The sequence below is a fragment of the Caldinitratiruptor microaerophilus genome (assembly GCF_025999835.1).
Taxonomy (GTDB): Bacteria; Bacillota; Sulfobacillia; order Symbiobacteriales; family ZC4RG38; genus Caldinitratiruptor; species Caldinitratiruptor microaerophilus.
On record NZ_AP025628.1, the window covers coordinates 3,164,221 to 3,186,665 of the forward strand.

Sequence of the window (22,445 nt, forward strand, 5' to 3'; positions counted from 1 at the left end):
CCTCACCCGGCCGGCCTCAAGCGGGCGGGTTCCGCGTGAATCGGGTCAGGAGCCGAACGGAGGGCGGCGGCGGGCAGCTGCCGCTCTCCTCGCGCCCGGGCGCTGCGGCGCTGCGGGCGCCCTTGCCCGCGGGCGGGCCCGGCGCTACCATGAGGAGGACGTGCTGATGCCAGCAGGAGGCCTGGGATGGAGGAGCAGTTCCGCAAGGAGGGCCGGGTCGAGAGCTTTGCCCGCGGCGCACTGATCATCACGCTGGCGGTCCTGTTCTCCCGTCTCCTGGGGGCGCTGTACCGGCCGATCGTGGTGCGGCTGTTCGCGCCCTTCGACGGGCAGCACGGGGAGGCCGGGTTCGGGCTCACCCAGGTGCCGGCGCCGGCCTACCTCGTGGTGCTGTCGGTCTCGGCCTTCGGGATCAACATCGCCATCTCCCGCCTGGTGGCCGACCGCGTGGCCCGCGGCCGGTACCGCTCGGCCTGGCGGGTCTTCCGGCTGTCCCTGGTGCTCATGTCCGCCCTCGGCCTGGTCCTGGGCGCGGCCTTCTACGCCGCGGCCCCGCTTCTCGCCACGGCGGCGGGCCGGCCGGAGACCGCGCCGGGTTTTCAGGCCATCGCCCCGGCGATCTTCCTGGTCTCCGTCATGGCGGCCTACCGCGGGCTCTTCCAGGGCCTGCAGCGGATGGGACCGTACGCCGCCTCGCAGGTCTACGAGCAGATCGTGCGCATCGTGGCCGGCATCGCCCTGGTCTGGCTGCTGGCGCCTCGCAGCGTGCCGCTGGCGGCGGCGGGCTACAACTTCGGGGCCACCGCGGGGGCGCTGACCGGCCTCGTCTACCTCGTGCTGGTGTTCTGGCGGCAGCGGCGGGAACTCCTGCCCACACTGTTCGACCCCGCCCGGGCGGACGGCCGCGGCCAGGCAGCCGCGGGCCCGGACGAGGCGGCGTGGCCGGTCCTGAGGGAAGTCCTCAGGCTGGCGGCGCCGATCTCGATCATCGGGGCCGTGCAGCCTCTCATCCTCATGACGGACTCGTTCCTGGTCATCACCCGGCTGGAGGCGGCCGGAGTCACCGCCCAGTCGGCCGACGCCCTCCTGGGGCAGCTGGCGAACAGCTTCTCGATCGTCTGGTTGCCGGCCATCCTCACGGCGGGTCTCTACACGAGCCTGGTGCCCGCCATCACCGAGTCCCTGGCCCGCCACAACTGGGCGGAAGCCCGCTCCCGCTCCATCACGGCCTACCGCCTCACCCTGCTCTTCAGCCTGCCGGCGACGGCCGGCATCTGGGTCCTGGCGGACGGCATCTACAAGCTCTTCTTCCTGAGCGAGGGCGGGCCGGTGCTGCGCGCCCTCGCCCCCGCCACCTTCTTCATGATGCTGCAGCAGACGAGCTCCGGGGTGCTCCAGGGGGCCGGGGACATCGCCACCCCGGTCCGGAACTTCCTCCTGGGAGCCGGGCTCAAGGTGGTGCTCACCTTCTGGTGGACGGCGACGGGGCTTGGAGCCCGGGGCGCGGCGTACGCCACGGGCGCTGCCTTCGCCCTGGCGGGCGGCCTCAACGTCCTGGCCGTTCGCCGCCGCTTCGGCGCCCTCGCCCGGGACCCCGGGGATTGGCTCCGGCCGGCGGCGGCGGCCCTGGTGATGTCGGCGTTCGCGGCGGCGGCCGAGCGTCCGCTGGCCGCCCTCCTGGGGTCGCAGCGGCTCGGCACTGTTGCCGTGGTGGTGCTGGCAGCCGGCGTGTACGGCGCCGCGCTCCTGGGCGTGCGCGGGATCACCGCCCGGGATCTGCGCATGCTACCGGGACCGGGGCCGCGGCTGGCCGGGCTGCTCTTGCGCTGGCGGCTGCTCCCGCCGGAGGGAGGCACGGAGACAGGCAGCGGGGGAGGGACCGCCCGGTGACGAGACACCCGTTCGACGAGCTGGTGGAGGTCATGGTGCGCCTCAGGGGACCCGGGGGCTGCCCCTGGGACCGGGAGCAGACCCACCGCAGCCTGCGGCCCTACCTGATCGAGGAGGCGTACGAGGCTGCCGAGGCGGCCCAGGCCGGCGACGACCGCCACCTGGCGGAGGAGCTGGGGGACGTCCTCCTCCAGGTGGTGTTCCACGCGCAGATCGCCCGGGAGCGCGGGGCGTTCAGCATCGAGGACGTGGTGCGGCGGCTGACGGAGAAGCTTGTCCGCCGCCATCCGCACGTGTTCGGGGATGTCCGTGTCGCCGGGGCGGGGGAGGTCGTCCGCAACTGGGAGGCGATCAAGGCCGCCGAGGCGGCCGCCCGGGGCGAGTCGCCCGGGCCCCGGCGCCTCCTGGAAGGGGTGGGCAAGGGGCAGCCGGCCCTCACCCGGGCCCGGAAAGTGCAGGAGAAGGCGGCTGAAGTGGGGTTCGACTGGAAGGACATCACCGGCCCGCTGGCGAAGGTGAGCGAAGAGGTGGCCGAGATCGAGCGGGCCCGCCTCCGGGGCGGGCCGGAGGAGATCGAGGCCGAGGTGGGTGACCTGCTCTTCGCCGCGGTCAACGTGGCCCGGAAGCTGGGCGTCGACCCGGAGCTGGCCCTCAGCGGCGCGATCCGCCGGTTCGAGCGGCGCTTCGCTTACATCGAGGACCGGGCGGCGGCCTCCGGAAAGGCTCTCCGCGAGATGAGCCTGGAGGAGATGGATACACTATGGGAGGAAGGAAAACGGGCAGAAAAGTAGCATAAGGTGGGTCCTTGACCCCCAGTTTTAGAGGGAACCAGAAGGATTTCTTTCATCTCCCAACGAATAAACGGAACGGATTTCATAGGCTGACGAAGAAGGGAGAGTCAGGGATTGAACAAGGCGGAGCTTGTGTCGGCAGTCGCGGAGAAAGCAGGGCTCACCAAAAAGGACTCCGAGAAAGCTGTCAACGCGTTCGTTGAGAGCGTAAAGGAGGCACTTGCGAAGGGCGACAAGGTCTCGCTGGTCGGGTTCGGGACGTTCGAGGTGCGGGAACGCCGGCCGCGCAAGGGCCGCAACCCCCAGACGAAGGCCGAGATCACCATCCCCGGCGGCAAGGCCCCAGCGTTCAAGGCCGGCAAGGAGCTGAAGGACGTCGTCTCCCACTGAGTTGCCTCTTTCCTGTTGCCGGGCCTCGAACGAGGCCCGCTCGCTTTTTCCGCGGACCTTTCCTGTCGGGGGGATCTCGCCGGTGCGCCTGGACAAGTTCCTGAAGGTCTCCCGCCTCATCAAGCGGCGCACGGTGGCCAAGGGCGTCGCGGCAGCGGGCAGGGTCGAGGTGAACGGCCGGCCGGCGAAGCCCGGGACGGACGTCGAGGTCGGCGACGAGATCACCATCGACTACGGGACCCGGCGGCTGCGGGTCCGCGTGCTCGGCGTCCCGGCGACCGCGCGCGCCGAGGAGGCCACCTCGCTCTACGAAGTGCTGGAGGAGACGGCCTCGCCGGAGGGACCGGAGGTCTGAGCGGGGAGGCGGAGGAGGTCCGGTCGGTCACAGGGGGCGTCGCTGCACCTCGTGGCCATCGTACGTGTACCGCACCGGCCGGTCCCCCTCGACGGTCTCGAGGTGCACCGGCCTGCCCCAGATGTGGTACACGTGCGGGAGGGTGCGCGTCAGGTCGTGCGGGTCGAGCTCGACCCCCTCGTAACCGTGGCGCAGGTAGAGCTCCCCGCGTTTCTGGTAATCGTGGTCCTCCGCATAGATGTACGGGAAGCCGCAGTTCGAGATGAGCCGGACCAGGCCGTCGCGCACCGCCTCCCAGTCGGAGTGGTCCCGGGTCACCTCCCAGCGGTCGCCGTTCTTGCGGAAAAGGTAGAGGTCAAGTCGTTCGACGAGGTCACGGGTGAGGTAGTTGCGGATGAAGGAGACGTCCGTGTCCACCTCCCGGACCTCGAACAGCTTCTCCGTCCCATAGCGCGCCTCGATGTCGGAGAAGATGTGCAGCCCCAGGTGGTAGGGGTTGAGGTGGAAGCGGCTCGGCGCCAGCACGGCCGCATGCATCCGGGCGAACTCCAGGGACTCTTCGGGCGTCAGGTCCAGGTCCCGCATGATCCGGGCGTGCCACAGCGATGCCCAGCCCTCGTTCATGATCCTGGTCTCGAGCTGCGGCCGGAAGTACAGGGACTCGCTGCGAACGCTCGAGAGGATGTCCCGCTGCCAGTCCTCGAGGTCGGGGGCCCGCTCCAGCAGGAAGAGGAGCAGGTCCCGGGTCGGGCGGCGGGCAGCCCCCCGGGCTCCGGCCTCGGCGCGCGGCGGTTCGCCCCGCGACGCGTCGCCCCGCGCCCCGGGGCCGGCCCCCTCCGGCCGCGGGGCCTCCGCCGGCGCGGCCGCCGCGGGGATGTAGCGGTCGAGGTTCCAGAGGTCGCCGTAGGGGTCCTGGTCGGAACCGGCCGCCCGGCCGCCGGGCCGCTGGGCGCCGTCCCGGGACGCGCCGGCCGCGGCGCCGCGGTCCGGGTCGGGAAGCGGGTCGACGTGTTCGTGGATGGCCAGGACCGCGTCCAGGAAGCGCTCCACCCGGTCCCGGCCGTACTCCTGCTCGTACTGGCGCACCCGCCCGGCGAAGGCGGCCATGGTCCAGACCATCTTGCGGTTCGTGTCCCGGAAGCGCCAGTTGTTCTTGAAGAAGTCACAGTGTGCCACCACGTGGGCGGCGATCATCTTGTTCTGCAGCAGCGTGTTCGTGTCCAGGAGGAAGGCGTAACAGGGGTCGGAGTTGATCACCAGCTCGTAGATCCGGGCCAGGCCGTAGTCGTGGTCCATCTTCATGCGGTGGAAGGCCTTGCCGAAGCTCCAGTGGCTGAAGCGGATCGGCATGCCGTAGGCCCCGAAGGTGTAGATGATGTCCGCCGGGCAGATCTCGAAGCGCATGTCGAAGAAGTCGAGGCCCGCCTCGCCGGCGCGGTCGATGATGCGGGCGATGGCGTCCTCGAGCTCCGCGTGGACGCGCGCGGTCACCGCTCCTCCCTCCCGGCCAGGGCGGCGACCTCCCGCGGGCCGAAGAACGCCCGCAGGGCGTCCAGCACCTCGTTCCGGCTGCGGATCACCGTCGCCACGAAGCGCGGGTGCCGGATCTCCCGGGTGTACAGGGAGTAGAGGGTGCTGCTGCGGTAGTAGCTGAGCCCGGCGCCGTGGCCATCGATCTCGCCGTAGCCGAAGAGGTTCGAGACCTCCAGGAGCGCCTTGACGAGCTCGACCGCCCGGGGGTTGTCCGAGGCCAGGTTGTCCCCGTCGCTGAAGTGGAAGGGGTAGAGGTTGTACTCGCCGGGGGGGTACTCCTCCTCGATCAGCCGCAGCGCCAGCTCGTACACCGAGGAGCAGCGGGTGCCGCCGGACTCGCCCTTGGTGAAGAACTCCTCCTCGGTGACCTCGCGGGCCTCCGTGGAGTGCGCGAGGAAGCGGATCTGCACGTTGTCGTACTTCGAGCGGAGGAAGCGCACCATCCAGAAGAAGAACGCGCGGGCGATGTACTTCTCGAACTCGCCCATGGACCCGGAGGTGTCCATCATCGCCAGGACGACCGCGGAGGTCTCGGGCCTGTAGCGTTCCTCCCAGGTCTTGTAGCGCAGGTCCTCCGGGATGATGGGGTGGATCCGCGGTACCCCGCGGAGGGAGTTGCGCTTGAGCGCCTCCAGCATGGTGCGCTTCTTGTCGATGTTCGCCCGCAGCCCCTGCTTGCGCACGTCCTCCCAGCGGTACTGCCGGCTGGTGAGGTCGGGCCGCTTCCGGGGGTCCAGGTGGGGGAGGCCCAGGTCCTCGAAGATGAGCTCCCCCAGGTCGTCGACGGTGATCTCCGCCTCGTAGTAGTCGTGGCCCGGCATGTCGCCTGCGCCCGGCCCCCGGCCCGGGCCCTCGGCGGTGCCGTCCTCCCGCGCGATCACGTCGCCCGCACGCGTGCTGCCGCTGCCCTGGCCCACGTGCTCCCGCTTCTGCCAGTTGAACCGGAACCGGTACTCGTTCAGCGAGCGGATGGGTACCCGGATGACGCGCCGCCCGTCGCTGGTGATGATGTTCTCCTGGCTCACGATGTCCGCCAGGTTGTTCTTGATGGCCTCGCGCACCTTCTCCTGGTGCCGCTCCTGGTCCATCTGGCCCTGCCGGTGCAGCGACCAGTCCTCGCTGGTGACGGTGAACCGAACTGCCACGCGCGGTGACCTCCCATCCGCCGCGGGGTTCAGCGGCTCAGCAGGCTACCCACGTACTTCAGGAGCTCGTTGGCGCAGGTGGCGCAGTACCCGTGCTCCTGGATGAGCCGGTCCACCACCTGGTTGATCCGGCGCAGCTGCTCGGCGTCCGGCGTGCGGGTGGAGGTGGTGATCTTCACCACGTCCTTCAGGTCGGCGAAGAGCTTCTTCTCGATCGCCTCCCGGAGGCGCTCGTGGCTCGTGTACTCGAAGCGCAGGCCCCGGCGGGCGTAGCTCGACAGCCGGATGAGGATCTCCTCCCGGAACGCCTTCTTGGCGTTCTCGGATACCCCGATCTGCTCCTCGATGGCCCGCATGAGCTTCTCGTCGGGGTCGACCATCTCGTCGGTGATCGGATCGCGCACCCGGGTGCCGCTGCAGTAGGCCTCGACGTTGTCGAGGTAGTTGTGCAGAAGCGCCCGGGCCTGCTCCTCGAAGGAGTAGACGAAGGCCTTCTGGACCTCCTTCTTGGCCAGCTCGTCGAACTCCTGACGGGCGATCGCCAGAAAGCCCAGGAGGCGCTCCCGCTCCTGCGGGCTGATGCTCGGGTGCTGGTCCAGCCCGTCCTTGAGGCAGCGCAGCACGTCGAGGGCGTTGATGCACGACTTCTCGTTCTCACCCTTGCGGATGAGCGCGGTGGAGATGCGGTTGATCACGTAGCGGGGGTCGACCCCGGACATCCCCTCGCCCTCGGCCTCCGCCTGGATCTCGGCCAGGTCCTTGTGGGTGAGCCCCTCGACCTCCTGGCCGTCGTACAGCTTCATCTTCTTGACCAGGTCGAGTCCCGGCTTCTTCGACTCCTTGAGGCGGCTCAGGACGCTGAAGACCGCTGCCGCGTACAGGGCGTGCGGCGCGATGTGCACGCCCCGCAGGTCGGACTGGCGCACGAGCTTCTCGTAGATCCGCACCTCGTCAGACACGCGCAAGTTGTAGGGAATCGGCATCACGATGATGCGGCTTTGCAGAGCTTCGTTCTTCTTGTTGGCAATAAAGTTGCGGTACTCGGTCTCGTTCGTGTGGGCGATGATGAGTTCATCCGCGGAGATGAGGGCAAAGCGCCCCGCCTTGAAGTTCCCCTCCTGGCTCAGCGAAAGGAGGTTCCACAGGAACTTCTCATCGAGCTTCAGCATCTCCTGAAACTCCATGAGGCCCCGGTTCGCCTTGTTCAGTTCCCCGTCGAACCGGTAGGCGCGGGGGTCCGACTCGGACCCGTACTCGGCGATGGTGCTGAAGTCGATGGACCCGGTCAGGTCGGCGATGTCCTGGCTCTTCGGGTCCGACGGGCTGAAGGTGCCGATCCCGCAGCGGTCGGCCTCGGAGATGAGGACCCGCTCGACGCGCACGTCCTCGATCCGCCCGTCGTACTGTTCCCGCACCATGAGGCGGCAGGACGGGCAGAGGTCGCCCTCGATGGTCATGCCGAGCTCCCGCTCGACCTCCGGCCGCAGCTCCTTCGGGATCAGGTGGAGCGGCTCCTCGTGCATCGGACAGCCCTTGATCCCGTACAGGGCCCCCTCCGGGGTGCGGCTGTACGCCTCGAGCCCGCGCTTGAGCAGCGTGACGATCGTCGACTTGCCGCCGCTCACGGGGCCCATCAGGAGCAGGATCCGCTTTCGCACGTCGAGCCGGCGGGCCGCCGGGTGGAAGTACTCCTCGACCAGACGCTCGATCGCCCGGTCGATGCCGAAGATCTCCGAGGAGAAGAAACGGTAGCGCCGGCCCGTGGGGGTCTCCTCCACCCCGTGGGAGACGATCATGTCGTAGATCCGGGCGTGCGCGAAGCGCGCGACCCGGGGGTTTTCCGCCACGATGCGAAGGTAATCGGCGAACGTGCCCTCCCACTGGAGCTCGTTCTCTTGCTGCCGGTGCTCCTGCAGTCGCTTCAAGAGGCTCTGCATCCGATGACCTCCCTGCCCAACCGCTCACCGGATGGCCGCGGGGCCATGCCGTTACCCCCCGGCAGATGGCTTCCCTACCCTTTCTTGGGTTATCGCCAGGAACGCCCGCCCATATACATAAGCCGGGCGGGGGGACCGCCGTCGGGAGGTGGTGGACATGCGGGAGGAGCGGGGGCTGAGGCCCGGAGAGCCGCGGGCCGGGTCGGACCACACCGTGCTGATCACCAACCGGGAGCAGGTGCAGATCTCCGGGGTCTCCTCGGTGACGAGCTTCGACGACCAGGAGATCATCCTCGACACGGAGGCCGGCAACCTGACGATCCGCGGGGAAGACCTGCACATCAAGCAACTCGACCTGGAGTCGGGCCGGTTCGCCGTCGAGGGCACGGTGACATCGCTCGTGTACACCGACCGGCCGGCCCGGGGGCCCGGACGGGCCCGCAGCCGGGGGATCCTCGAGCGGCTCCTGAAGTGATGCAGGACCTGGGACTGCAGGTCTACGCCTTCTTCTCGCTGGTGCTGGCCGGCAGCGCCGCCGGCGTGCTGTTCGACCTCCTGCGTGTCCTGAGGCGCCGGCTCGGCCCGCGCAGCGCCTGGGAGGAGGTGCTCGACCTCCTCTTCTGGGGGGGCCTGACGCTGGTCCTGGGGACGGCGCTCCTCAGCGGCAGCCACGGCAACCTGCGCTCCTACATCCCCGTCGCGCTGGCGCTCGGGGCCTGGCTGTACTTCGCCCTGGCCAGCCCGACCGCATCGCGCCTCCTGAACCGGGCCGTCACCATCATCGACCGGGCCGCCGGCTGGGCCGTGATCGCCGGGCGCACGGCCTTCCGTCCTCTGGCGGCAGCGCTGCGGCTCATAGGTACCGCTGCCGCCTTCCTGCTCCGCCCCGCCGTCGCCCTGGGGGTGCCCGTGCTGCGCCGGCTGCGGGGAGCGGCGCAGCGGCTCGCCCGCCCCGGGAGGGGGACGCCGGGCCGGCTCGCCGGGCGGCTTCGCGCCTGGCTGTTCCCGCCGGGCGATGGCGGTGGTGAGGAGGGCCCTGAGTAGGCAGTTGCAGGAAATCGGCATGCGGCGGAGAATATCCACAGGACGTACCGGCTTTGTACTCAACATGTCCTCAGGATGTCCTGAGATTGTCCACAGAATCATCCCCAGCCTGTGCATAACCACCGGGACGGATGCCCATGCAGGTGGAGATCCGTGGCGTGGAGCGCCTGAGTTTCCGTGAACGGCAGGTGGTCACGCTGAAGGAGATGGGGCTCTCGAACGAGCAGGTCGCCCGGCGGCTCGGGCTCTCTCCCGCCACCGTGGCCACCCTCTACGGGCGCGCCCGGGCGAAGGGGTACCAGGTCGTCATCGTGCTGCCGGGGGATGCCCTTGGGCTACCCCCGGCGGACGAGGAGGGCGAGGCCTGATGCGCGCCCTTCCCCGGCGGTGGCTGTCCGGGCTGGTGGCCGTCGGCCTCGGCCTGCTCGTGCTGTCGGCGGCCGTTCGCTTCTCCGCCGGGGCGGCGCGGCTGGAAGCCCTGCGCGCCCAGGAGGCGGCGGCCGTCCGCCGGCTGGAGGACCTGAAGGCGGAGCGGGCGCGCCTCGAGGCGGAGATCCGGCGCCTCCAGACCGACGAGTACATCGAGACCGTCGCCCGCCAGCAGCTCGGGTACATCCGCCCGGGGGAGATCCCGTACATGGCCATCCCGCCGGCCCGCACAGGGGCGCCGGAGCCGGGGGCGCCGTCGGAAATGGGCTCGGGGCCGGCCCCCGCACCGCCTCCGGGGGCCGTGACGCTCCCACAGGCTCCCCAGGGAGGGAAGAGCGGTCCCGCCGGGCCGTGAGGTCATGCTCGGGGGCCAGGCCACGCCCGTTGCCTTCGCCGTACGTCCGCGGGGATGCAGGTTGGGGGCCGATTGTGTGGCCGCACAGACAACGATTGTGCGGGTGGGTTCGTTGTCCGGATCGACCTGCACAATCCTTGTCTCCACTGCGGTCCGGGGCCTGGCACAGAACTTGTTCCGGTGGGGCCGCCAATCGGCTTTCGACCGTCGCGTCCCCCGGGTGTGGGCCTGAAGCTGGCCGGAAAAGCCGCCTGAGGTAGACGGAATGACACATTATGTTGAACTCAGCCGCCCCGTCCAGGCCTATCTGAATACGATTGAACCCACCTACCCCGGGGGGTTTCTGGTACGATTCCTGTCCCGGTGCCCGTTTGATCCGCGGGAAGCAGCCGGAATTGACGGCCAGCGGGCGTCTTCCCTATCATGGGGGTGGCGCTTGGCACGGCCGGGATGAATGCGCCGGAGTGGCGGAACTGGCAGACGCGCGGGTCTTAAAATCCTGTGCCCCCGAAGGGCGTGTGGGTTCGACCCCCACCTCCGGCACCAGTCAGGGAGCGGGTTGCAGGGAAGTGGACCATGCAGCCCGCGTTTTTCGTACTTGGTGTGCTCTTGTACCTTGTTCCGGAGACACCCGCCCGCGAGCGTGGTGCCGGCGTGTGTCCGTGCACGAGCGGCGGCGCCCCGCGGCCGCGGCGAGGGCGGCGGGGCATCCGCCAGGGTGGCTGGTCAGAACGTTCAGCCGTTCCGCCAGGCCCCCGGGGCTGCGCTTGGGCGGCGGCGGCCGCCATCCGTTGGGGGCGGCCCGGCGTTCCCGCGAGACAGGGAGCCGCCTTCCGCCGGTCGGCGGGAGGCGGCCCTCCGGTCCTTGCCCTGCGACTATGTTCCCTCGTGTGACTTCCCCCGCCCGTCTTCCTCGTCAAGTTCGGCCAGGCGGCGCCGCACCCGGTCGAGCCGCTCCTGTAGCCAGCTGGCAACCGCCTGGAGGTGGGCTTTCTCGGCCGCCCGCCGCTGTTCGGGGACGGCCTCGTCAGCCCATGCGGCCCACCCAGACCCTGCCCACGGGGGACCGGCCCACGCAGGCTCGCCCCACAGAGGGCCGGCCCACCCGAGGCCACCCCACAGGGGGCCGCCGGGCCCGTGTCGGCCTGCTGCCGCCATCCGCAGGGGACCGTGGCCGGGACCGTGCCGGTGCCGCATGCCGCATCCGCCATTCCGCATCCGCTCGCTTCCTCCTTTCGCAGTGTCAGCGTGCACCACGGGGCGCCCGGCCGGTACTGCGCGAGATGCTCACCCGCCGGGTTCGACCTCCGGGCTGCCGCAAGCCGGGCAGCGGCCCCAAGGCCCGTGCCCATGCCCGCCGTGGCACCGGCCGGCACCGCCGGACCCGCCGCCCGGCGTCCACCCGGGTCCGCCGTGGCCCCGGCCCCAGCGATGCCCGCAGCGGCCGCACCGCAGCGCCCGCGGCGCGAGCAGGTAATGGCCGCCTGCGATCCGGATGGCCTTGCCCCCGGTCAGAGCGGCTGCCACCTTCCGGCGGGCCCCGGCCAGGAGGCGCTGAAACGTGCTCTGGCCGACGTTCATCCGGGCCGCACAGGCTTCCTGATCCAGATCCTCGACGTCCTTGAGGCGAAGGGCCTCGAGCTCGTCCACGGTCAGCTCGACGGTCTCGATGGCGCCTGGGGGCACGCCGGCCGGGAGAAACATCGTGACGCTCGGTTCGAACTCCACCCACCGCGGTTTGGGTGGACGCGGCACAGGGTAACCTCCTCCCGGGTTATTTCGGGTATATACCCAAAACCAGTGTGCACCTGTACCCCTGCGCGTGTCAAGCCCGCCCGGCCGACGGTGCGGTCCGGCCAACGGCCGGCAAAGGAGCGCGGCCGGCAAACGGGCCGTCAGCGAACGCGGTCCGGCCCCCGGCACCGCTTCGGAGCGGGCCGGGGGCCGGTACCGGACGGGCCTCTTGGGCGATCGCTCAACGGGTGGCCGCGAAGAACTCGTTCAGGTTCCTCTCGGCGACCCCGAGCACCTTGACCGCGTAGTCGAAGTTGTGGACACCCCAGCTGCCGTCCGACTTCACGAAGGACACGTTGGTCCGGGCCACGTCCACCTTCGCCTTGAGATCCGCCGCGATCCCGGGGCGGGCCTTCAGCCGGGCGTCCGCCTGGGCCAGCTGCTTCTCCAGGGCAGCCACCTTGGCCTTCACGGTGTTCTGCCACATGTCGAGGTAAGCCTGGCGCACCTCCGGGATGGAGGTCTGGTGGCAGGCGACGCAGCTGTCCTTCCGGTTCGTCCCTGCCACCTCTGCCGGCTTGATGACCTTGAACATGTGGTTGCCGTCGGTCATGTGGCAGCTCGCGCACGTGACGCCCATCGCGTTGTGCGGGCTCGGGCTCTCACCCGGGACGCCGATGGCCCCGACGCCCTTGAACATCTCGGCCATCGGGTGGTGCACCACCGACCCCGGCCGGGCGGTCTGCCCCGCCGGGATGCTGCCGTTGTGGCAGTCCATGCAGAGCTCGTTCTGCTCCTCACGGAGCTGGGCCTCGTGGCGGGACGCGTGCGGGTCGTGGCAAGCCACGCACGTGATGCCGTCGTGCAGACCGGCCGTGTTCACCTTGGCCCCGCGCTCGGCGGCCAGGCGCGCCTCCGTGCTGTGGCACCGGTAGCACGAGTCCTGGGCGTGGCCGCTCGCAACCAGCGACTCCACCGCAGTGGCGTGCGCGCTGGCCTGGAGCGGGGCGTACTGGCGCAGGTGCAGTGCGGGATCGGGCGGCGGTCCCTTCGGGTCGACGGCCTTCACCTGGAACCCCGTCTGCGTGAGCGCCATGCCGGGTTTCCACCCGACCGGCCACCGGGTGCCGTCGGGCATCGAGCCCGCCACGTGGCAGGCGCCGCAGGTATCACTGCTGGAGGAGACCACGATCTTGGAGCGATCCCCCTTGCCCAGGATGTGGTCCCGACCCGGCCCGTGGCAGGACTCGCACCCGATGCCCGCCTCGGCGAACCGGCCGGAGGCCGGGTTCCATCCCACCGAGTGGCAGCCGGCACAGCTCTTCTCCCAGCTCTCCCCGGCGCGGGCGTACGGCTTGTACGTCTTCGCCGCCGGATCGTACACCACGCCGAGGTACACGTACTCGCCCGACGGCGACCGGCCGATGAACCGCTGCCCGGCCACGACGTACAGCGCCCGGTCGAGCTGCGCCCGGAGCTCCGGCGGCGCCTTGGCCGGATCGGCCGGAAGGTCCGAGGGCTTGAACACCGGCTTGAGCATCTGGGCGTGCCCCGTCCGGGACCAGCTGGCGTACTCGTCCGGATGGCAACCCATGCAGGCAGCCGAACCGACGTACTCCGGCAGGTCGGCGGGGGCCGGGGTGGCCTGGGCGGGCGAGGCGGCCGCCGCCACGGCGATCACGGCGGCCGCGGCGAGGACCCCCACTCCGGTGAGGATGGCTCTCTGGTGCCTCATCCACTTGCGAAGCATGCTGTTTTCACCTCCTTCCGATCGGGGTGGACCCAGTTTCACACCGCGACCTCAGTGGGAGCCTGCGAGGTCCCGGTGGCACTGGCTGCAGGACGGACCGGCCCAGGCGTGGCAGCGCAGGCACGTCTCCACGCCCTGGCGGGCCACCTCGTCTCCGTGCTTGAACCACGCGTAGGGGTCCGGGTGATAGGGGCCGCCCGTGTGGCAGGACGTGCATTCGCCCGGGTCCGCTCCGGTGTGCGGCGGGCCGCCCGCCCGTCGCCGGGCGCCGGCGTGGCACACGGCACACTCGGGGTTCGGCTGCTCGCGCGTGCCGCCCGCCGCTGCCACCTCCCGCCCGTGGCGGGCCATCCACCCGTCCGGGTGCCGGTACCGGTCGAGGTGGCAGTCGAGGCAGAAGGTCGGGCGCGCCCATGCCGCCGAGGGGTTCGCCGGGTTGTCCGGCGAGTGGCAGCGGTTGCAGGCTGCGGTGCCGGCGCTGCCCCGGGCGGCCGCGGCGAGCACGGCCTCGCCGTGCGGGCGGCCCTCGTAGCCGGGCGGGTGGGGCATCGGTACCCCGGCGTGGCAGGACGTGCAGAAATCCGGGCGGGCGTAGGGGGCATCCGGGCGCACCGGGTTCTGCGGCGAGTGGCAGAGGGCGCAGGCCGCATCGCCTGCCGCCCGGGCCTCCTGGCCGTGGGTGCGCAGGAAACCGTCGGGGTGCGGGACGTCCGTCCGGTGGCAGTCCCGGCAACTGCCCTGGTTGGCCAGCCGGGCGGGGTCGCCGCGGAAGGCCAGGTCGAACCCCTGCCCCTCGGTCCCGTGGCAGCGGGCGCAGAGGGCCGGGCTGTCCCGGTATGCCTCGGTGTGGCGGCGGATCCACCCGTCGGGGTGGGGCATGGGGAGTCCGTGGCACGAGGCACAGTCGCCCTGCGGGGTGACGCCCGGGACGGGGCGGTAGACGAACTGGTCGGGACCGAAGCCTTCGCATTCGAGCCCGGGCGGGGCGGAGGGGGCCTTCCCGACCGGTGGGCGGGAGGCCGGGACCGGGATGGGTGACGCCGCCTTCGCCACGCCTCCATGCGGGCCTGCCGGTGACAGGTGACAGCCCGCACAGCTGGCGGCGTCTGTCCGGGCCTCGGCGCCGTGGCGCTCCCGCCAGTCGCTGCTCCGGTGGCCGGCGGGGGCGACCTGGAGGGGGTCGGCGTGGCAACCTGCGCAGGTCACCGGGCGTGACACGGCCACGGTGACCTGCTGCCGCTCGTGGCACTCGCGGCAGGTGCGATGCAGTTCCACCTTGCGCTCCGCCGGGTCGGCCGGGCCGTGGGCCACGGCGGCGTGACAGTCGGCGCACGCGACCGCGGGCCGGGCCCTCGTCAGGTGCACGTCGTGTCCGGCGAGGGCCGTGAGCCACTTCAGCTCCCGGCGCTCCGGCACCGCGCCCGCCCGGGCGGCGGCGAGGTCGGGCGGCTCCAGGTCCTGCATCACCCACGGCATCTGGGGGGCGTGGCAGGCAGTGCACCGCTGGTCGGGGACGCGGGAAGCGATCCGCGCCAGATCGACGTCTCCCGTGCGGGTGGCCAGGGTCATGCGGAGCCGGGCCAGCTGCATGTGGAACCAGCCCCGCACCCCCGGGTCGGCGTGGCAGGCCGTGCACGCCACTTCGGCGTGGGGCGCCGACTCCCACGTGCGGACGTGCTCTGCCATCTCGTGGCAGGTGCCGCAATCGGCGGCCAGGCGGCGGGGGTCGGGGGAGACCTCGTTGAGGGACTGGATGGTGGCGAGGCCCGCGATGAAGACGATCATCGCCGCCAGACCGGGAATCGCCAGGTTGAGCCGCCGCATGCGCCGCCCCCCTTCCCGCCCCTGGTCAGGCGAGCAGCATCGGGATGAACGTGAGGAGGAGGTAGTAGAAGATCGCCGAGTAGATGACGAGCTCCACCACACCCAGCGCCCGGCGCCAGCCGCGCAGCCGGTGGCAGGGGTCGCCGGCGGGGCGGCCAAGGGCTTCGACCCACCCGGAGGGCAGCCTGCCCGCCTCCGCCAGCCGCTCCAGCTCGAGGGGGTGCTCCTCGGCCAGGTGCGCGAGGGAGATGCGGCCCGAGTACCAGACCGGGCTCGACGGGAAGACGGCCGGATGGAAGTGGGCCATGAAGAAGTGGCCGAAGGCCAGCGACAGCAGGGCCACGAACGCCTCGTTGCTGTGGACGACCCGCAGGGCATCGAGCACCCAGCGCCCCGCGAGGCGGCCGGCGACCTCCGGGAACCACAGCGCCAGCCCGGAGAGGCCCATCACGACCATGCCCCAGAAGATCGCCAGGTACTCGAACTTCTCCAGGTAGCTGTAGCGGTCGAACCGGGGCGGGTCCCGACGGAGGCCGAGCAGGTACAGGGCGTGGTGCACGGCGTCGAGGGCGTCCTTGCGGGTCGGGCGCATCGACCACGTGACCTGCCCGCGGCGCCAGTGGTAGAGGAGGAACCCGAGGTGGTAGAGGGCGACCAGGATGAGCAGGACCGCTGACGCCTTGTGCAGCACGAGCGTGCTGCGGAACCCGCCGAGCAGGGCGATGACACGCGGCGCCCAGCCGGTGTAGGCGTACTTGATGGACAGGCCCGTGGTGAGGAGCCCGACCATGGAGACCGCCAGGGCCAGGTGCTGGAGGCGGTGCTGGAGGTTCCAGCGCTCCACGAAGATCTCCTCGGGCCGCGCCAGGGCCCCCGCTGGTGCGGCCGGGACGTCTGCGGCCCGGGTGTCCACGTCGTCCATGGCATCGCCTCCTGGCCGTCCGCTGGCGCTCGGGTCAGCCCGTCACCCGGCGCAGCAACTCGAACATCACGATCGGACCGTCCTTCAGCACGTCGAACAGGATAAGGGCCATGAAGAACTTCCAGACCCAGTACACAACGCCGCCCTGGGGCTGCTGCGGCAGGATGTGCTCCCGCCCGTCCGCAAAGCCGGGCGGCGCGCCGGCGTGACACCCGGACTGGCCACAGGTGGCGGTGAGGTTCGCCGGCGCTGCCGCCGACCGGGGGTCCTCCGGGCGGAGGACGTCGTGCACCCCGTGGCAGTCGGCGCAGGTGGCGGCCCGGAGGTCTCCCATCCGCACGGCCGTGCCGTGGAAGCTGTAGGCGTAGCTCTCGGCGTAGATCCCGGTGTGACACTTCGTGCAGGTCGAACTGAGCCGCGCCCGGCGCGCCCGGCCTGCCGGCAGGTCGAGCGGCGCCAGCGGCTCCGACTCGTGTCTTGGCGTCACTTCTTCGTGACAGCGCACGCAGGGCAGGATCCCGTGGACCGACTCACGGTAGCGGGCCTCGTCGACCCGGCCCGAGCGTCGCGCGGCGAGCCCCTCCTGTGCCCCGGTGCCGTGGCAGGCCAGGCAGGAGTCGATCCCGGTCGGGCTGGCGGGGTCCGCGATGGGACCCGGCGCGCCCGCAGCCTGAGCAGCCGGCCACCAGAAGAAGAGGAACCACACCCCGCAGGCCAGCAGGGCCCGGACCGCCCACGGCCGCGAGGCGCCACGGTTCGGGCTCCGCACTGCCACGCGCCTACCCTCCTTCCCGTCCGGGACCGCATGCTGGACATGCCTGGACGGAACGCCGAATGCCGCTTTGTGAACGTGAAGCCGTGCACAATCAGCTTCGGGTGGAAGCACAAGCTGGCTCGTCTTACCCGGCGTCTTGCCCAGCCTATTTCAAAATTTCCCCCTGGTGCACCCCCGCCCTCCAAGTTTTTGCTTATGGCCATGCGCGTTCGCTTATGGCGGAGATGCCATGGCGGAGAGGGCCTGGGGCCGCTCTCCGCCACCGTACGGTGCCCGCCCGCCGGCGAGCTACTGCACCGTCAGCGTTGCCACCATGCCGGCATCCCGGTGCCCCGGCAGGGTGCAGACGAGCGCGTAGGTACCGGGACCGAGCTTCACCTGGACCGACTCCGCCTTGCCGACGCCCACGACGGGGATCTCCGCCACGCTCCGGTCTCCTTGTTCGAGCACCAGGTTGTGTTCGGTGGAGCCCACGTTACGAGCGGTCAGGGTGATCTCGCCGGCGCCGGCGCTGACCACCTTCGGCTCGATCGCAAACTCCTTGAGCTGGATTTCCACGGCGCCGGCGGGCCGCCCCGCAGGCGCCTTGCCCGTCCCGCAGGCAGACGCGAGCAGGCTCAGCGCCGGGAGGACCAGGCCGGCCGCCAGCGCCCGTGCCGCGCGACGACCGATGCTTCGCCCGTGTTGCCGAAACATGCCCTCTCTCTCACCCGACCTTCACGGGGTGTCCGACCACCGCGCCGTACAGGTACCCCTGATCGTTCCACGGCACGCTGTCGGGCTGGGCGTTCCCCTTCTCGTCGGTCGCTCGCACCCGGATCTCGTACTCCCCCGGCTTGGCGTCCCACTCGAAGTCCCACCGGACCCAGGCGAGGGGGATGTTCGGTTCCTGGAGGCGTGCCGGCAGCCAGGACTTGCCGCCGTCGAGGCTGTACTCGACCTTGCGGATCCGCCCGTGCCCCGACCAGGACCGGCCCCGGACCGTGTGCCGCCCTGCGGGCAGCTCGGCCGGCCAGGCCAGCTCCAAGGCGCTCTTGACGACCTGGGTGGTGAGGGCCGGCCCCTTCGCCTTCCCCTCTGGCTTGTAGTCCGGGCCGATCAGCACGTACGACTCGGTGTTCCAGGGGGAGAACAGGGGCTCCTCGGACACCTCGATTCGTCCGACCCACTTCGTGTTCGCCACCCCGATCCACCCCGGCACCAGCAGGCGCACGGGGAAGCCGTGGTCCGGCGGCAGCGGTTCCCCGTTCATGGCGAAGACCAGGAGCGTGTCGTCCTCCAGGGCCTTGGCGACGGGGAGAGGCCGGCGCACCTTGAGGTCGTCGAGGCCTTCGGGCATCACGTCCCGGGCGGTCCTCTTGATCCCCGCGCGCTCGAGCACTTCTCGCAGCGGGACGCCGGTCCACTCGGCCACGCCGATGGCGCCGAGCTTCCACTGGGTGCCCTGTGCCTTCTTCCCGTACCGCTGCTCGAAGAAACCCCGGCCGTTGCCCGCGCACTCGACGAAGCGGATGACGGAGACGGCCGGCAGGGCCAGGAGCTCGTCGTAGGTGAGCTCCAGCGGGCGGCTCACGCCGGACCCCTCGACGCGCAGCTTCCATGTCGCGGGATCGATTCGGGGCGTCTTGCTGTGGTTGCGGACGAAGAAGAGGTCGTTCGGCACCACGTATCCCCGGTTGTACATCTGGTTCCAGCGCATCTCCTGGTTGCTGCCGTAGTCGATGAACTTCTCCGGAGGCACGGGCTTGACGATCCCCTTGTCCTTGGGCGCAGGTGCTGCTGCCGCGCCGGGAGCCGGCGCGACGCCCTGCGCCGGCGTCTGCCCCCCCGACGGTGCGGCCCCGCCAGCCGCGGGCGCCGGCCCGGTACCGGACGCGGTCGTCGGGGCGGATGAGCCCCCGCCCGGTGACTCCACCCGGGTCGTGCAGGCGCTCAGGAGAGCCCCGGCCCCCGCAGCCGCCATCATCTGAAGCAGCCGTCGCCGGGACACGCCAAGGTCGCGTGCCCGCAGCCAGAGCCGCTCTTCCCGTCGGGCCGCGTCGTAGGTCGCCTCGTCCCGCAGGTCTTCCTCGTACATGACAGACCCCCCTCCCCTCCGGGCGGTGCCGGATCCCCCGGCTTCGCCGGATATCCGCTGCTGCATTCGCCCGGTGTGGAGGGGCCGACCTGGTTTGGGTCATATCGGGTACTTTGGATACGTTTTGGACGAAAATCGAGCATAAAGTGCAAGCGCGTCCGGGAGGAGGGTCGTCCGACATGGCCAACTACTCACACACGATCCTCCGGTGCGGAGGGGTCGAACCGTGTTTCGGGCCTTGCCGGGCGGGGACAGGCGGCCCCCGCTCAAGCTCGGGACCAAGATCACGCTGCTCGTCACCGGCGTCGCCTGCCTGGCCCTTCTGCTCCTGGGGGGTGCAGCGGTCTGGACCGCCGGTCTCGCCCACGAGGCGGCCGTGGGGCGCCAGAACCTGAAGCTGGCCCGCCTCCTGGCCGAGATGCCCGAGGTGCGGGCCGGCCTCGCCGCACCCGACCCCGCCGCGGTGCTGCAGCCGCTGGCAGAGCGGCTGCGCCGCACGCTGGGCGTGGACCTCATCGTGGTCATCGGAATGGACCGGATCCGCTACTCGCACTACGACCCCCGATACGTGAAGACCCTCTACTCGGCCGGCGACGAAGCCCGCGCCCTGCGAGGTGAATCCTACGTCTCCAAGTGCTCCTGCGTCGGGGTCCAGTCGGTCCGGGGGCTGGCTCCCGTGCGGGCGCCGGACGGCCGCCAGGTGGGGGTCGTGGTGGTGGGGACCTTCGTCGACAACGTGGCCGCGGGCACCCGGCAGCTGCAGGCGGCACTGGGCGTGAGCCTGGCCGTCTCCCTCGCCGTGGCGGCGGCCGCCGCCCGGTGGGTGGCGCGCAGCATCAAGGCGAGCCTGTTCGGCCTCGAGCCCCCCGAGATCGCCTCCCTCCTGCGGGAGCGGGAACTGATCCTGCAGTCGATCCGCGAGGGGCTCGTCGCCGTCGGCCGCGACGGACGGATCACTTTGATGAACGAAGCGGCCCGTGCCCTGGCCGGCGTCCAGGGGGATCCCGTGGGCCGGCCGGCGGACGAGGTGGTGCCGGAACTCCGGCTCGTCGATCTGCTCGCGGGCGACAGCGCGCAGGAGGACGTGGAGGTCTTCCTGGGCCAGCGGGTCGTTCTCCTGAGCCGCATCCCCGTCACGGAGGGCGGCCGCGTGGTCGGCGCCCTGGTCACCTTCCGGGACAAGACCGAGGTCACCCGGCTGGCGGAGGAGCTCACCGGGGTGCGCCGGTTCGTCGAGGCCGTCCGGGCGCAGAACCATGAGTTCCTGAACAAGCTGCAGACCCTCGCCGGGCTCATTCACCTGGGGTCCTACGACGAGGCGCTCGCCTTCATCGCCCAGACGACGCGCGGAAGACAGGAGGCCATGGGGCGGCTCCTGGCGGCGGTGCGGGACGCGGCCACGGTCGGGCTGCTGATGGGCAAGCTGAGCGAGGCACAGGAGAAGGGGGTCGAGCTCGTCGTCGACCCCGGGAGCCGGGTGAACGCCTTGCCGCCGCACTTCGACTCCAGCGCCATGGTCTGTGTCCTGGGAAACCTCGTGGAGAACGCCATCGAGGCGCTGGCCGCCGGGCCGCGCGGGGCCCGCCGCGTGACCGTCGCCGTGCGCGAGGAACCCGACCACCTCCACCTGGAAGTGGCCGACAACGGGCCGGGCATTCCTCCGGACATGCGGACCCGGATCTTCCGCCGCGGGGTCAGCACGAAATCGCCCGGGCGTGGCCTCGGACTGTACCTCGTGCGCGCCCGGGTCGAGCAGGCCGGAGGCGAGATCACGGTCGACTGCCCGCCGGAGGGCGGCAGCCGGTTCGTGGTGCGGATACCCCGGCAGCTGCCGGGTTCGGCAGCCGGCGCGGCGGTGGGCTGAGGAGGGGGTCGGACGTGCGGGACCTGGGCGTGCTGGTCGTCGAGGACGACCCGATGGTGGCGAGCATCACCCGGCGCCTGGTCGAGCAGGTACCCGGGTTCCGCGTGCTGGGGGTGGTCAGGGCGGCCGAGGAGGCCCTGGCCGCCGTGCAGCGGCTGAGCCCGGACCTCGTCCTGCTGGACGTCTATCTCCCCGACGGCAACGGGGTCGACGTCCTCAGGCGGCTCCGGCAGGGGGCCGGGCCGGTCGACGTCGTGCTCATCACCGCCGCCCACGACGCTCCGACCGTGGAGGCGGCCATCCGCTACGGGGCCGTCGACTACCTCTTCAAGCCGTTCGACCCACGGCGCCTGCATGCCGCGCTGGAGCACTTCCGTCGCCTCCGCCAGGCCCTGCGGCCCGGACAGGTTCTGAGCCAGGCGGACTTCGACCGGCTACGCGGCGTGGCCCCTGCCGACGCATACCCGCTGCCCAAGGGGATCAACCGCGTCACCCTCGCCCAGGTGGTCGAGTTCCTGGGCCGCACGGACGGCCCCGTGACCGCGCGGGACGTGGCCGAAGCCACGGGCATGGACCGGACCACGGCGCTGCGGTACCTGGACTTCCTTCAGGCGCGGGGAGACCTGGTCGAGGAGGTCAGCTTCGGGAGCGTGGGCCGTCCGTCCCGGGTGTTTCGTCCGGTGCGGCCGGCGGGGTGACCTCGGCGAGGTAGCGCCGGGCCAGGTCGCAGTACTCCGGGGAGATGTCGTAGCCCACGTAACGGCGCCCGTTGCGAGCTGCCGCCACGCAGGTGGCGCCGGAGCCGTTGAAGGGATCGAGGACGACGTCACCCCGGTACGAGTAGAGCCGGATCACCCGCTCCGCCAGTTCGACCGGGAACGGGGCGGGATGCCCCACCTTCCGGGCCGAAGCGGGCGGGATGTCCCACACGGACAGCGTGGCTTCCATGAACTCCTGGCCCGAGATCGTGCTGTCCCCGCGGTCCGGGCGCTGGAACCGCTCCTTGGCGAAGACGAGGATGTACTCGTGCACGTCCCTCAACACCGGGCTCTGGGCCGAGCGCCACGACCCCCAGGCGCAGTTGCCGTTCATCCCCTTGCTCTTGCGCCAGATGATCTCGCCGGCCGGCAGGAAGCCCACCGCCGTGTGCACGGCGTAGAAGTAGGCGTGCATCGGGATGTACGGCTTGCGGCCCAGGTTGGCCACGTTGACGAGGTAGCGGCCGCCGGGCCGCAGCACCCGGTAGACCTCGGCCGCCACCCGCGCGATGAGGCCCAGGTAGGCGTCGAGGTCGGCGTCCTGGTCGAAGTCCTTTCCGGAGTTGTACGGCGGTGACGTGAAGGCAAGGGCCACCGAGCCGTCCGGTACGTGGACCATCGCCTCCGACGTGTGGCAGTAGATCCGATCCGCCCACTCCTCGACGGGCCGGGGGGGAACCCGCCGGGCCGGCTCCGGTGCCGGCGGGGGCGCTGTCAGGTCGACCCGCAGCACGGGCATCCGGGCATACAGGTTGCGGCGGTAGAACTCGGACGCGTCGTGGCCCTCACGCTTCGACGTGCCGAAGGACGACGTGCGGGTCCGCGTCATTCTGAATATCCCGCCCCTCGGTTCGTTCCGCGCCGGTAGCCCC

21 protein-coding genes and 1 tRNA gene are annotated in these 22,445 nt (G+C 71.0%); 11 read left to right on the top strand and 11 right to left on the bottom strand.

From position 1 onward, the window contains the following. Window positions 1–186: 186 nt before the first annotated feature. From caldi_RS15350 to caldi_RS15365, 4 genes are all read left to right on the top strand, one after another. Window positions 187–1,890, top strand: a complete 1,704-nt coding sequence (locus caldi_RS15350) for a putative polysaccharide biosynthesis protein (RefSeq protein ID WP_264842627.1) — start codon at window positions 187–189, stop codon at window positions 1,888–1,890. Beyond that, window positions 1,887–2,681, top strand: a complete 795-nt coding sequence (mazG, locus tag caldi_RS15355) for a nucleoside triphosphate pyrophosphohydrolase (RefSeq protein ID WP_264842628.1) — start codon at window positions 1,887–1,889, stop codon at window positions 2,679–2,681. The genes caldi_RS15350 and mazG overlap by 4 nt, the downstream gene beginning before the upstream one ends. Before the next feature lie 114 nt (window positions 2,682–2,795). After that, window positions 2,796–3,071, top strand: a complete 276-nt coding sequence (locus caldi_RS15360) for an HU family DNA-binding protein (RefSeq protein WP_264842629.1) — start codon at window positions 2,796–2,798, stop codon at window positions 3,069–3,071. 82 nt (window positions 3,072–3,153) lie between these two features. Then, window positions 3,154–3,426: an RNA-binding S4 domain-containing protein gene (locus tag caldi_RS15365; RefSeq protein WP_264842630.1), complete on the top strand. Its 273-nt coding sequence runs from the start codon at window positions 3,154–3,156 to the stop codon at window positions 3,424–3,426. A gap of 27 nt (window positions 3,427–3,453) precedes the next feature. Here caldi_RS15365 and caldi_RS15370 read toward each other — a convergent pair whose 3' ends face one another. The 3 genes from caldi_RS15370 to caldi_RS15380 are packed head-to-tail and all read right to left on the bottom strand — an operon-like array spanning window position 3,454 to window position 8,041. Beyond that, on the bottom strand, window positions 3,454–4,917 hold the full coding sequence (locus tag caldi_RS15370; protein WP_264842631.1) for a SpoVR family protein: 1,464 nt from the start codon (window positions 4,915–4,917) through the stop codon (window positions 3,454–3,456). Further along, a complete protein-coding gene (gene yhbH, locus caldi_RS15375; RefSeq protein ID WP_264842632.1) occupies window positions 4,914–6,104 on the bottom strand; it encodes a sporulation protein YhbH in 1,191 nt (396 codons plus the stop codon). Before yhbH ends, caldi_RS15370 begins: the two co-directional genes overlap by 4 nt. Before the next feature lie 29 nt (window positions 6,105–6,133). Beyond that, window positions 6,134–8,041, bottom strand: a complete 1,908-nt coding sequence (locus tag caldi_RS15380) for a PrkA family serine protein kinase (protein WP_264842633.1) — start codon at window positions 8,039–8,041, stop codon at window positions 6,134–6,136. A gap of 157 nt (window positions 8,042–8,198) precedes the next feature. Here caldi_RS15380 and yabP point away from each other — a divergent pair, with 157 nt between their 5' ends. The 5 genes from yabP (at window position 8,199) to caldi_RS15405 (ending at window position 10,415) form a co-directional block, all read left to right on the top strand. Next, window positions 8,199–8,516, top strand: a complete 318-nt coding sequence (yabP, locus tag caldi_RS15385) for a sporulation protein YabP (protein ID WP_264842634.1) — start codon at window positions 8,199–8,201, stop codon at window positions 8,514–8,516. Then, on the top strand, window positions 8,516–9,085 hold the full coding sequence (yabQ, locus tag caldi_RS15390; RefSeq protein ID WP_264842635.1) for a spore cortex biosynthesis protein YabQ: 570 nt from the start codon (window positions 8,516–8,518) through the stop codon (window positions 9,083–9,085). The genes yabP and yabQ overlap by 1 nt, the downstream gene beginning before the upstream one ends. A 137-nt stretch (window positions 9,086–9,222) precedes the next feature. After that, window positions 9,223–9,453: an RNA polymerase sigma factor gene (locus tag caldi_RS15395; protein WP_264842636.1), complete on the top strand. Its 231-nt coding sequence runs from the start codon at window positions 9,223–9,225 to the stop codon at window positions 9,451–9,453. Beyond that, on the top strand, window positions 9,453–9,869 hold the full coding sequence (locus caldi_RS15400; protein WP_264842637.1) for an FtsB family cell division protein: 417 nt from the start codon (window positions 9,453–9,455) through the stop codon (window positions 9,867–9,869). Before caldi_RS15395 ends, caldi_RS15400 begins: the two co-directional genes overlap by 1 nt. A gap of 458 nt (window positions 9,870–10,327) precedes the next feature. Next, window positions 10,328–10,415, top strand: a tRNA-Leu gene (locus caldi_RS15405). Window positions 10,416–11,156: 741 nt separating this feature from the next. Here the strand turns inward: caldi_RS15405 and caldi_RS15410 are convergent. The 7 genes from caldi_RS15410 to caldi_RS15440 form a co-directional block, all read right to left on the bottom strand. Continuing rightward, window positions 11,157–11,624: a DUF134 domain-containing protein gene (locus caldi_RS15410; protein WP_264842638.1), complete on the bottom strand. Its 468-nt coding sequence runs from the start codon at window positions 11,622–11,624 to the stop codon at window positions 11,157–11,159. A 220-nt stretch (window positions 11,625–11,844) separates the two neighbouring features. Then, on the bottom strand, window positions 11,845–13,353 hold the full coding sequence (locus caldi_RS15415) for an ammonia-forming cytochrome c nitrite reductase subunit c552 (RefSeq protein WP_264842639.1): 1,509 nt from the start codon (window positions 13,351–13,353) through the stop codon (window positions 11,845–11,847). 51 nt (window positions 13,354–13,404) lie between these two features. Further along, window positions 13,405–15,177, bottom strand: coding sequence for a cytochrome c3 family protein (locus caldi_RS15420; RefSeq protein WP_264842640.1), 1,773 nt, complete (start codon window positions 15,175–15,177; stop codon window positions 13,405–13,407). Between the two features lie 25 nt (window positions 15,178–15,202). Further along, complete coding sequence (locus caldi_RS15425; RefSeq protein ID WP_264842641.1) at window positions 15,203–16,099, bottom strand: formate dehydrogenase subunit gamma; 897 nt, start codon at window positions 16,097–16,099, stop codon at window positions 15,203–15,205. A gap of 34 nt (window positions 16,100–16,133) precedes the next feature. Next, complete coding sequence (locus caldi_RS15430; protein ID WP_264842642.1) at window positions 16,134–16,874, bottom strand: hypothetical protein; 741 nt, start codon at window positions 16,872–16,874, stop codon at window positions 16,134–16,136. A gap of 288 nt (window positions 16,875–17,162) precedes the next feature. Further along, window positions 17,163–17,570 carry a plastocyanin/azurin family copper-binding protein gene (locus caldi_RS15435; protein WP_264842643.1) on the bottom strand — a complete coding sequence of 136 codons (408 nt, stop codon included), beginning with the start codon at window positions 17,568–17,570 and terminating at the stop codon, window positions 17,163–17,165. A 10-nt stretch (window positions 17,571–17,580) separates the two neighbouring features. Next, window positions 17,581–18,951: a sulfite oxidase gene (locus caldi_RS15440; RefSeq protein ID WP_264842644.1), complete on the bottom strand. Its 1,371-nt coding sequence runs from the start codon at window positions 18,949–18,951 to the stop codon at window positions 17,581–17,583. Window positions 18,952–19,177: 226 nt separating this feature from the next. Here caldi_RS15440 and caldi_RS15445 point away from each other — a divergent pair, with 226 nt between their 5' ends. Beyond that, window positions 19,178–20,815, top strand: a complete 1,638-nt coding sequence (locus tag caldi_RS15445) for an ATP-binding protein (RefSeq protein WP_264842645.1) — start codon at window positions 19,178–19,180, stop codon at window positions 20,813–20,815. A gap of 14 nt (window positions 20,816–20,829) precedes the next feature. Beyond that, entirely contained in the window at window positions 20,830–21,513 is a 684-nt protein-coding gene (locus caldi_RS15450; protein WP_264842646.1) for a response regulator, read from the top strand. On the opposite strand, the gene caldi_RS15455 is transcribed toward caldi_RS15450, so the two are convergent. Continuing rightward, window positions 21,452–22,402: a DNA-methyltransferase gene (locus tag caldi_RS15455; protein WP_264842647.1), complete on the bottom strand. Its 951-nt coding sequence runs from the start codon at window positions 22,400–22,402 to the stop codon at window positions 21,452–21,454. The genes caldi_RS15450 and caldi_RS15455 overlap by 62 nt on opposite strands. Between the last annotated feature and the right edge of the window lie 43 nt (window positions 22,403–22,445).

Coding starts and splice junctions, on each gene's coding strand:
- caldi_RS15400 (WP_264842637.1), top strand. CDS start 9,453: ATGCGCGCCCTTCCCCGGCGGTGGCTGTCCGGGCTGGTGGCCGTCGGC.
- caldi_RS15380 (WP_264842633.1), bottom strand. CDS start 8,041: ATGCAGAGCCTCTTGAAGCGACTGCAGGAGCACCGGCAGCAAGAGAAC.
- caldi_RS15420 (WP_264842640.1), bottom strand. CDS start 15,177: ATGCGGCGGCTCAACCTGGCGATTCCCGGTCTGGCGGCGATGATCGTC.
- caldi_RS15350 (WP_264842627.1), top strand. CDS start 187: ATGGAGGAGCAGTTCCGCAAGGAGGGCCGGGTCGAGAGCTTTGCCCGC.
- caldi_RS15455 (WP_264842647.1), bottom strand. CDS start 22,402: ATGACGCGGACCCGCACGTCGTCCTTCGGCACGTCGAAGCGTGAGGGC.
- caldi_RS15440 (WP_264842644.1), bottom strand. CDS start 18,951: ATGTACGAGGAAGACCTGCGGGACGAGGCGACCTACGACGCGGCCCGA.
- yabQ (WP_264842635.1), top strand. CDS start 8,516: ATGCAGGACCTGGGACTGCAGGTCTACGCCTTCTTCTCGCTGGTGCTG.
- caldi_RS15395 (WP_264842636.1), top strand. CDS start 9,223: ATGCAGGTGGAGATCCGTGGCGTGGAGCGCCTGAGTTTCCGTGAACGG.
- yabP (WP_264842634.1), top strand. CDS start 8,199: ATGCGGGAGGAGCGGGGGCTGAGGCCCGGAGAGCCGCGGGCCGGGTCG.
- caldi_RS15425 (WP_264842641.1), bottom strand. CDS start 16,099: ATGGACGACGTGGACACCCGGGCCGCAGACGTCCCGGCCGCACCAGCG.
- caldi_RS15435 (WP_264842643.1), bottom strand. CDS start 17,570: ATGTTTCGGCAACACGGGCGAAGCATCGGTCGTCGCGCGGCACGGGCG.
- caldi_RS15415 (WP_264842639.1), bottom strand. CDS start 13,353: ATGCTTCGCAAGTGGATGAGGCACCAGAGAGCCATCCTCACCGGAGTG.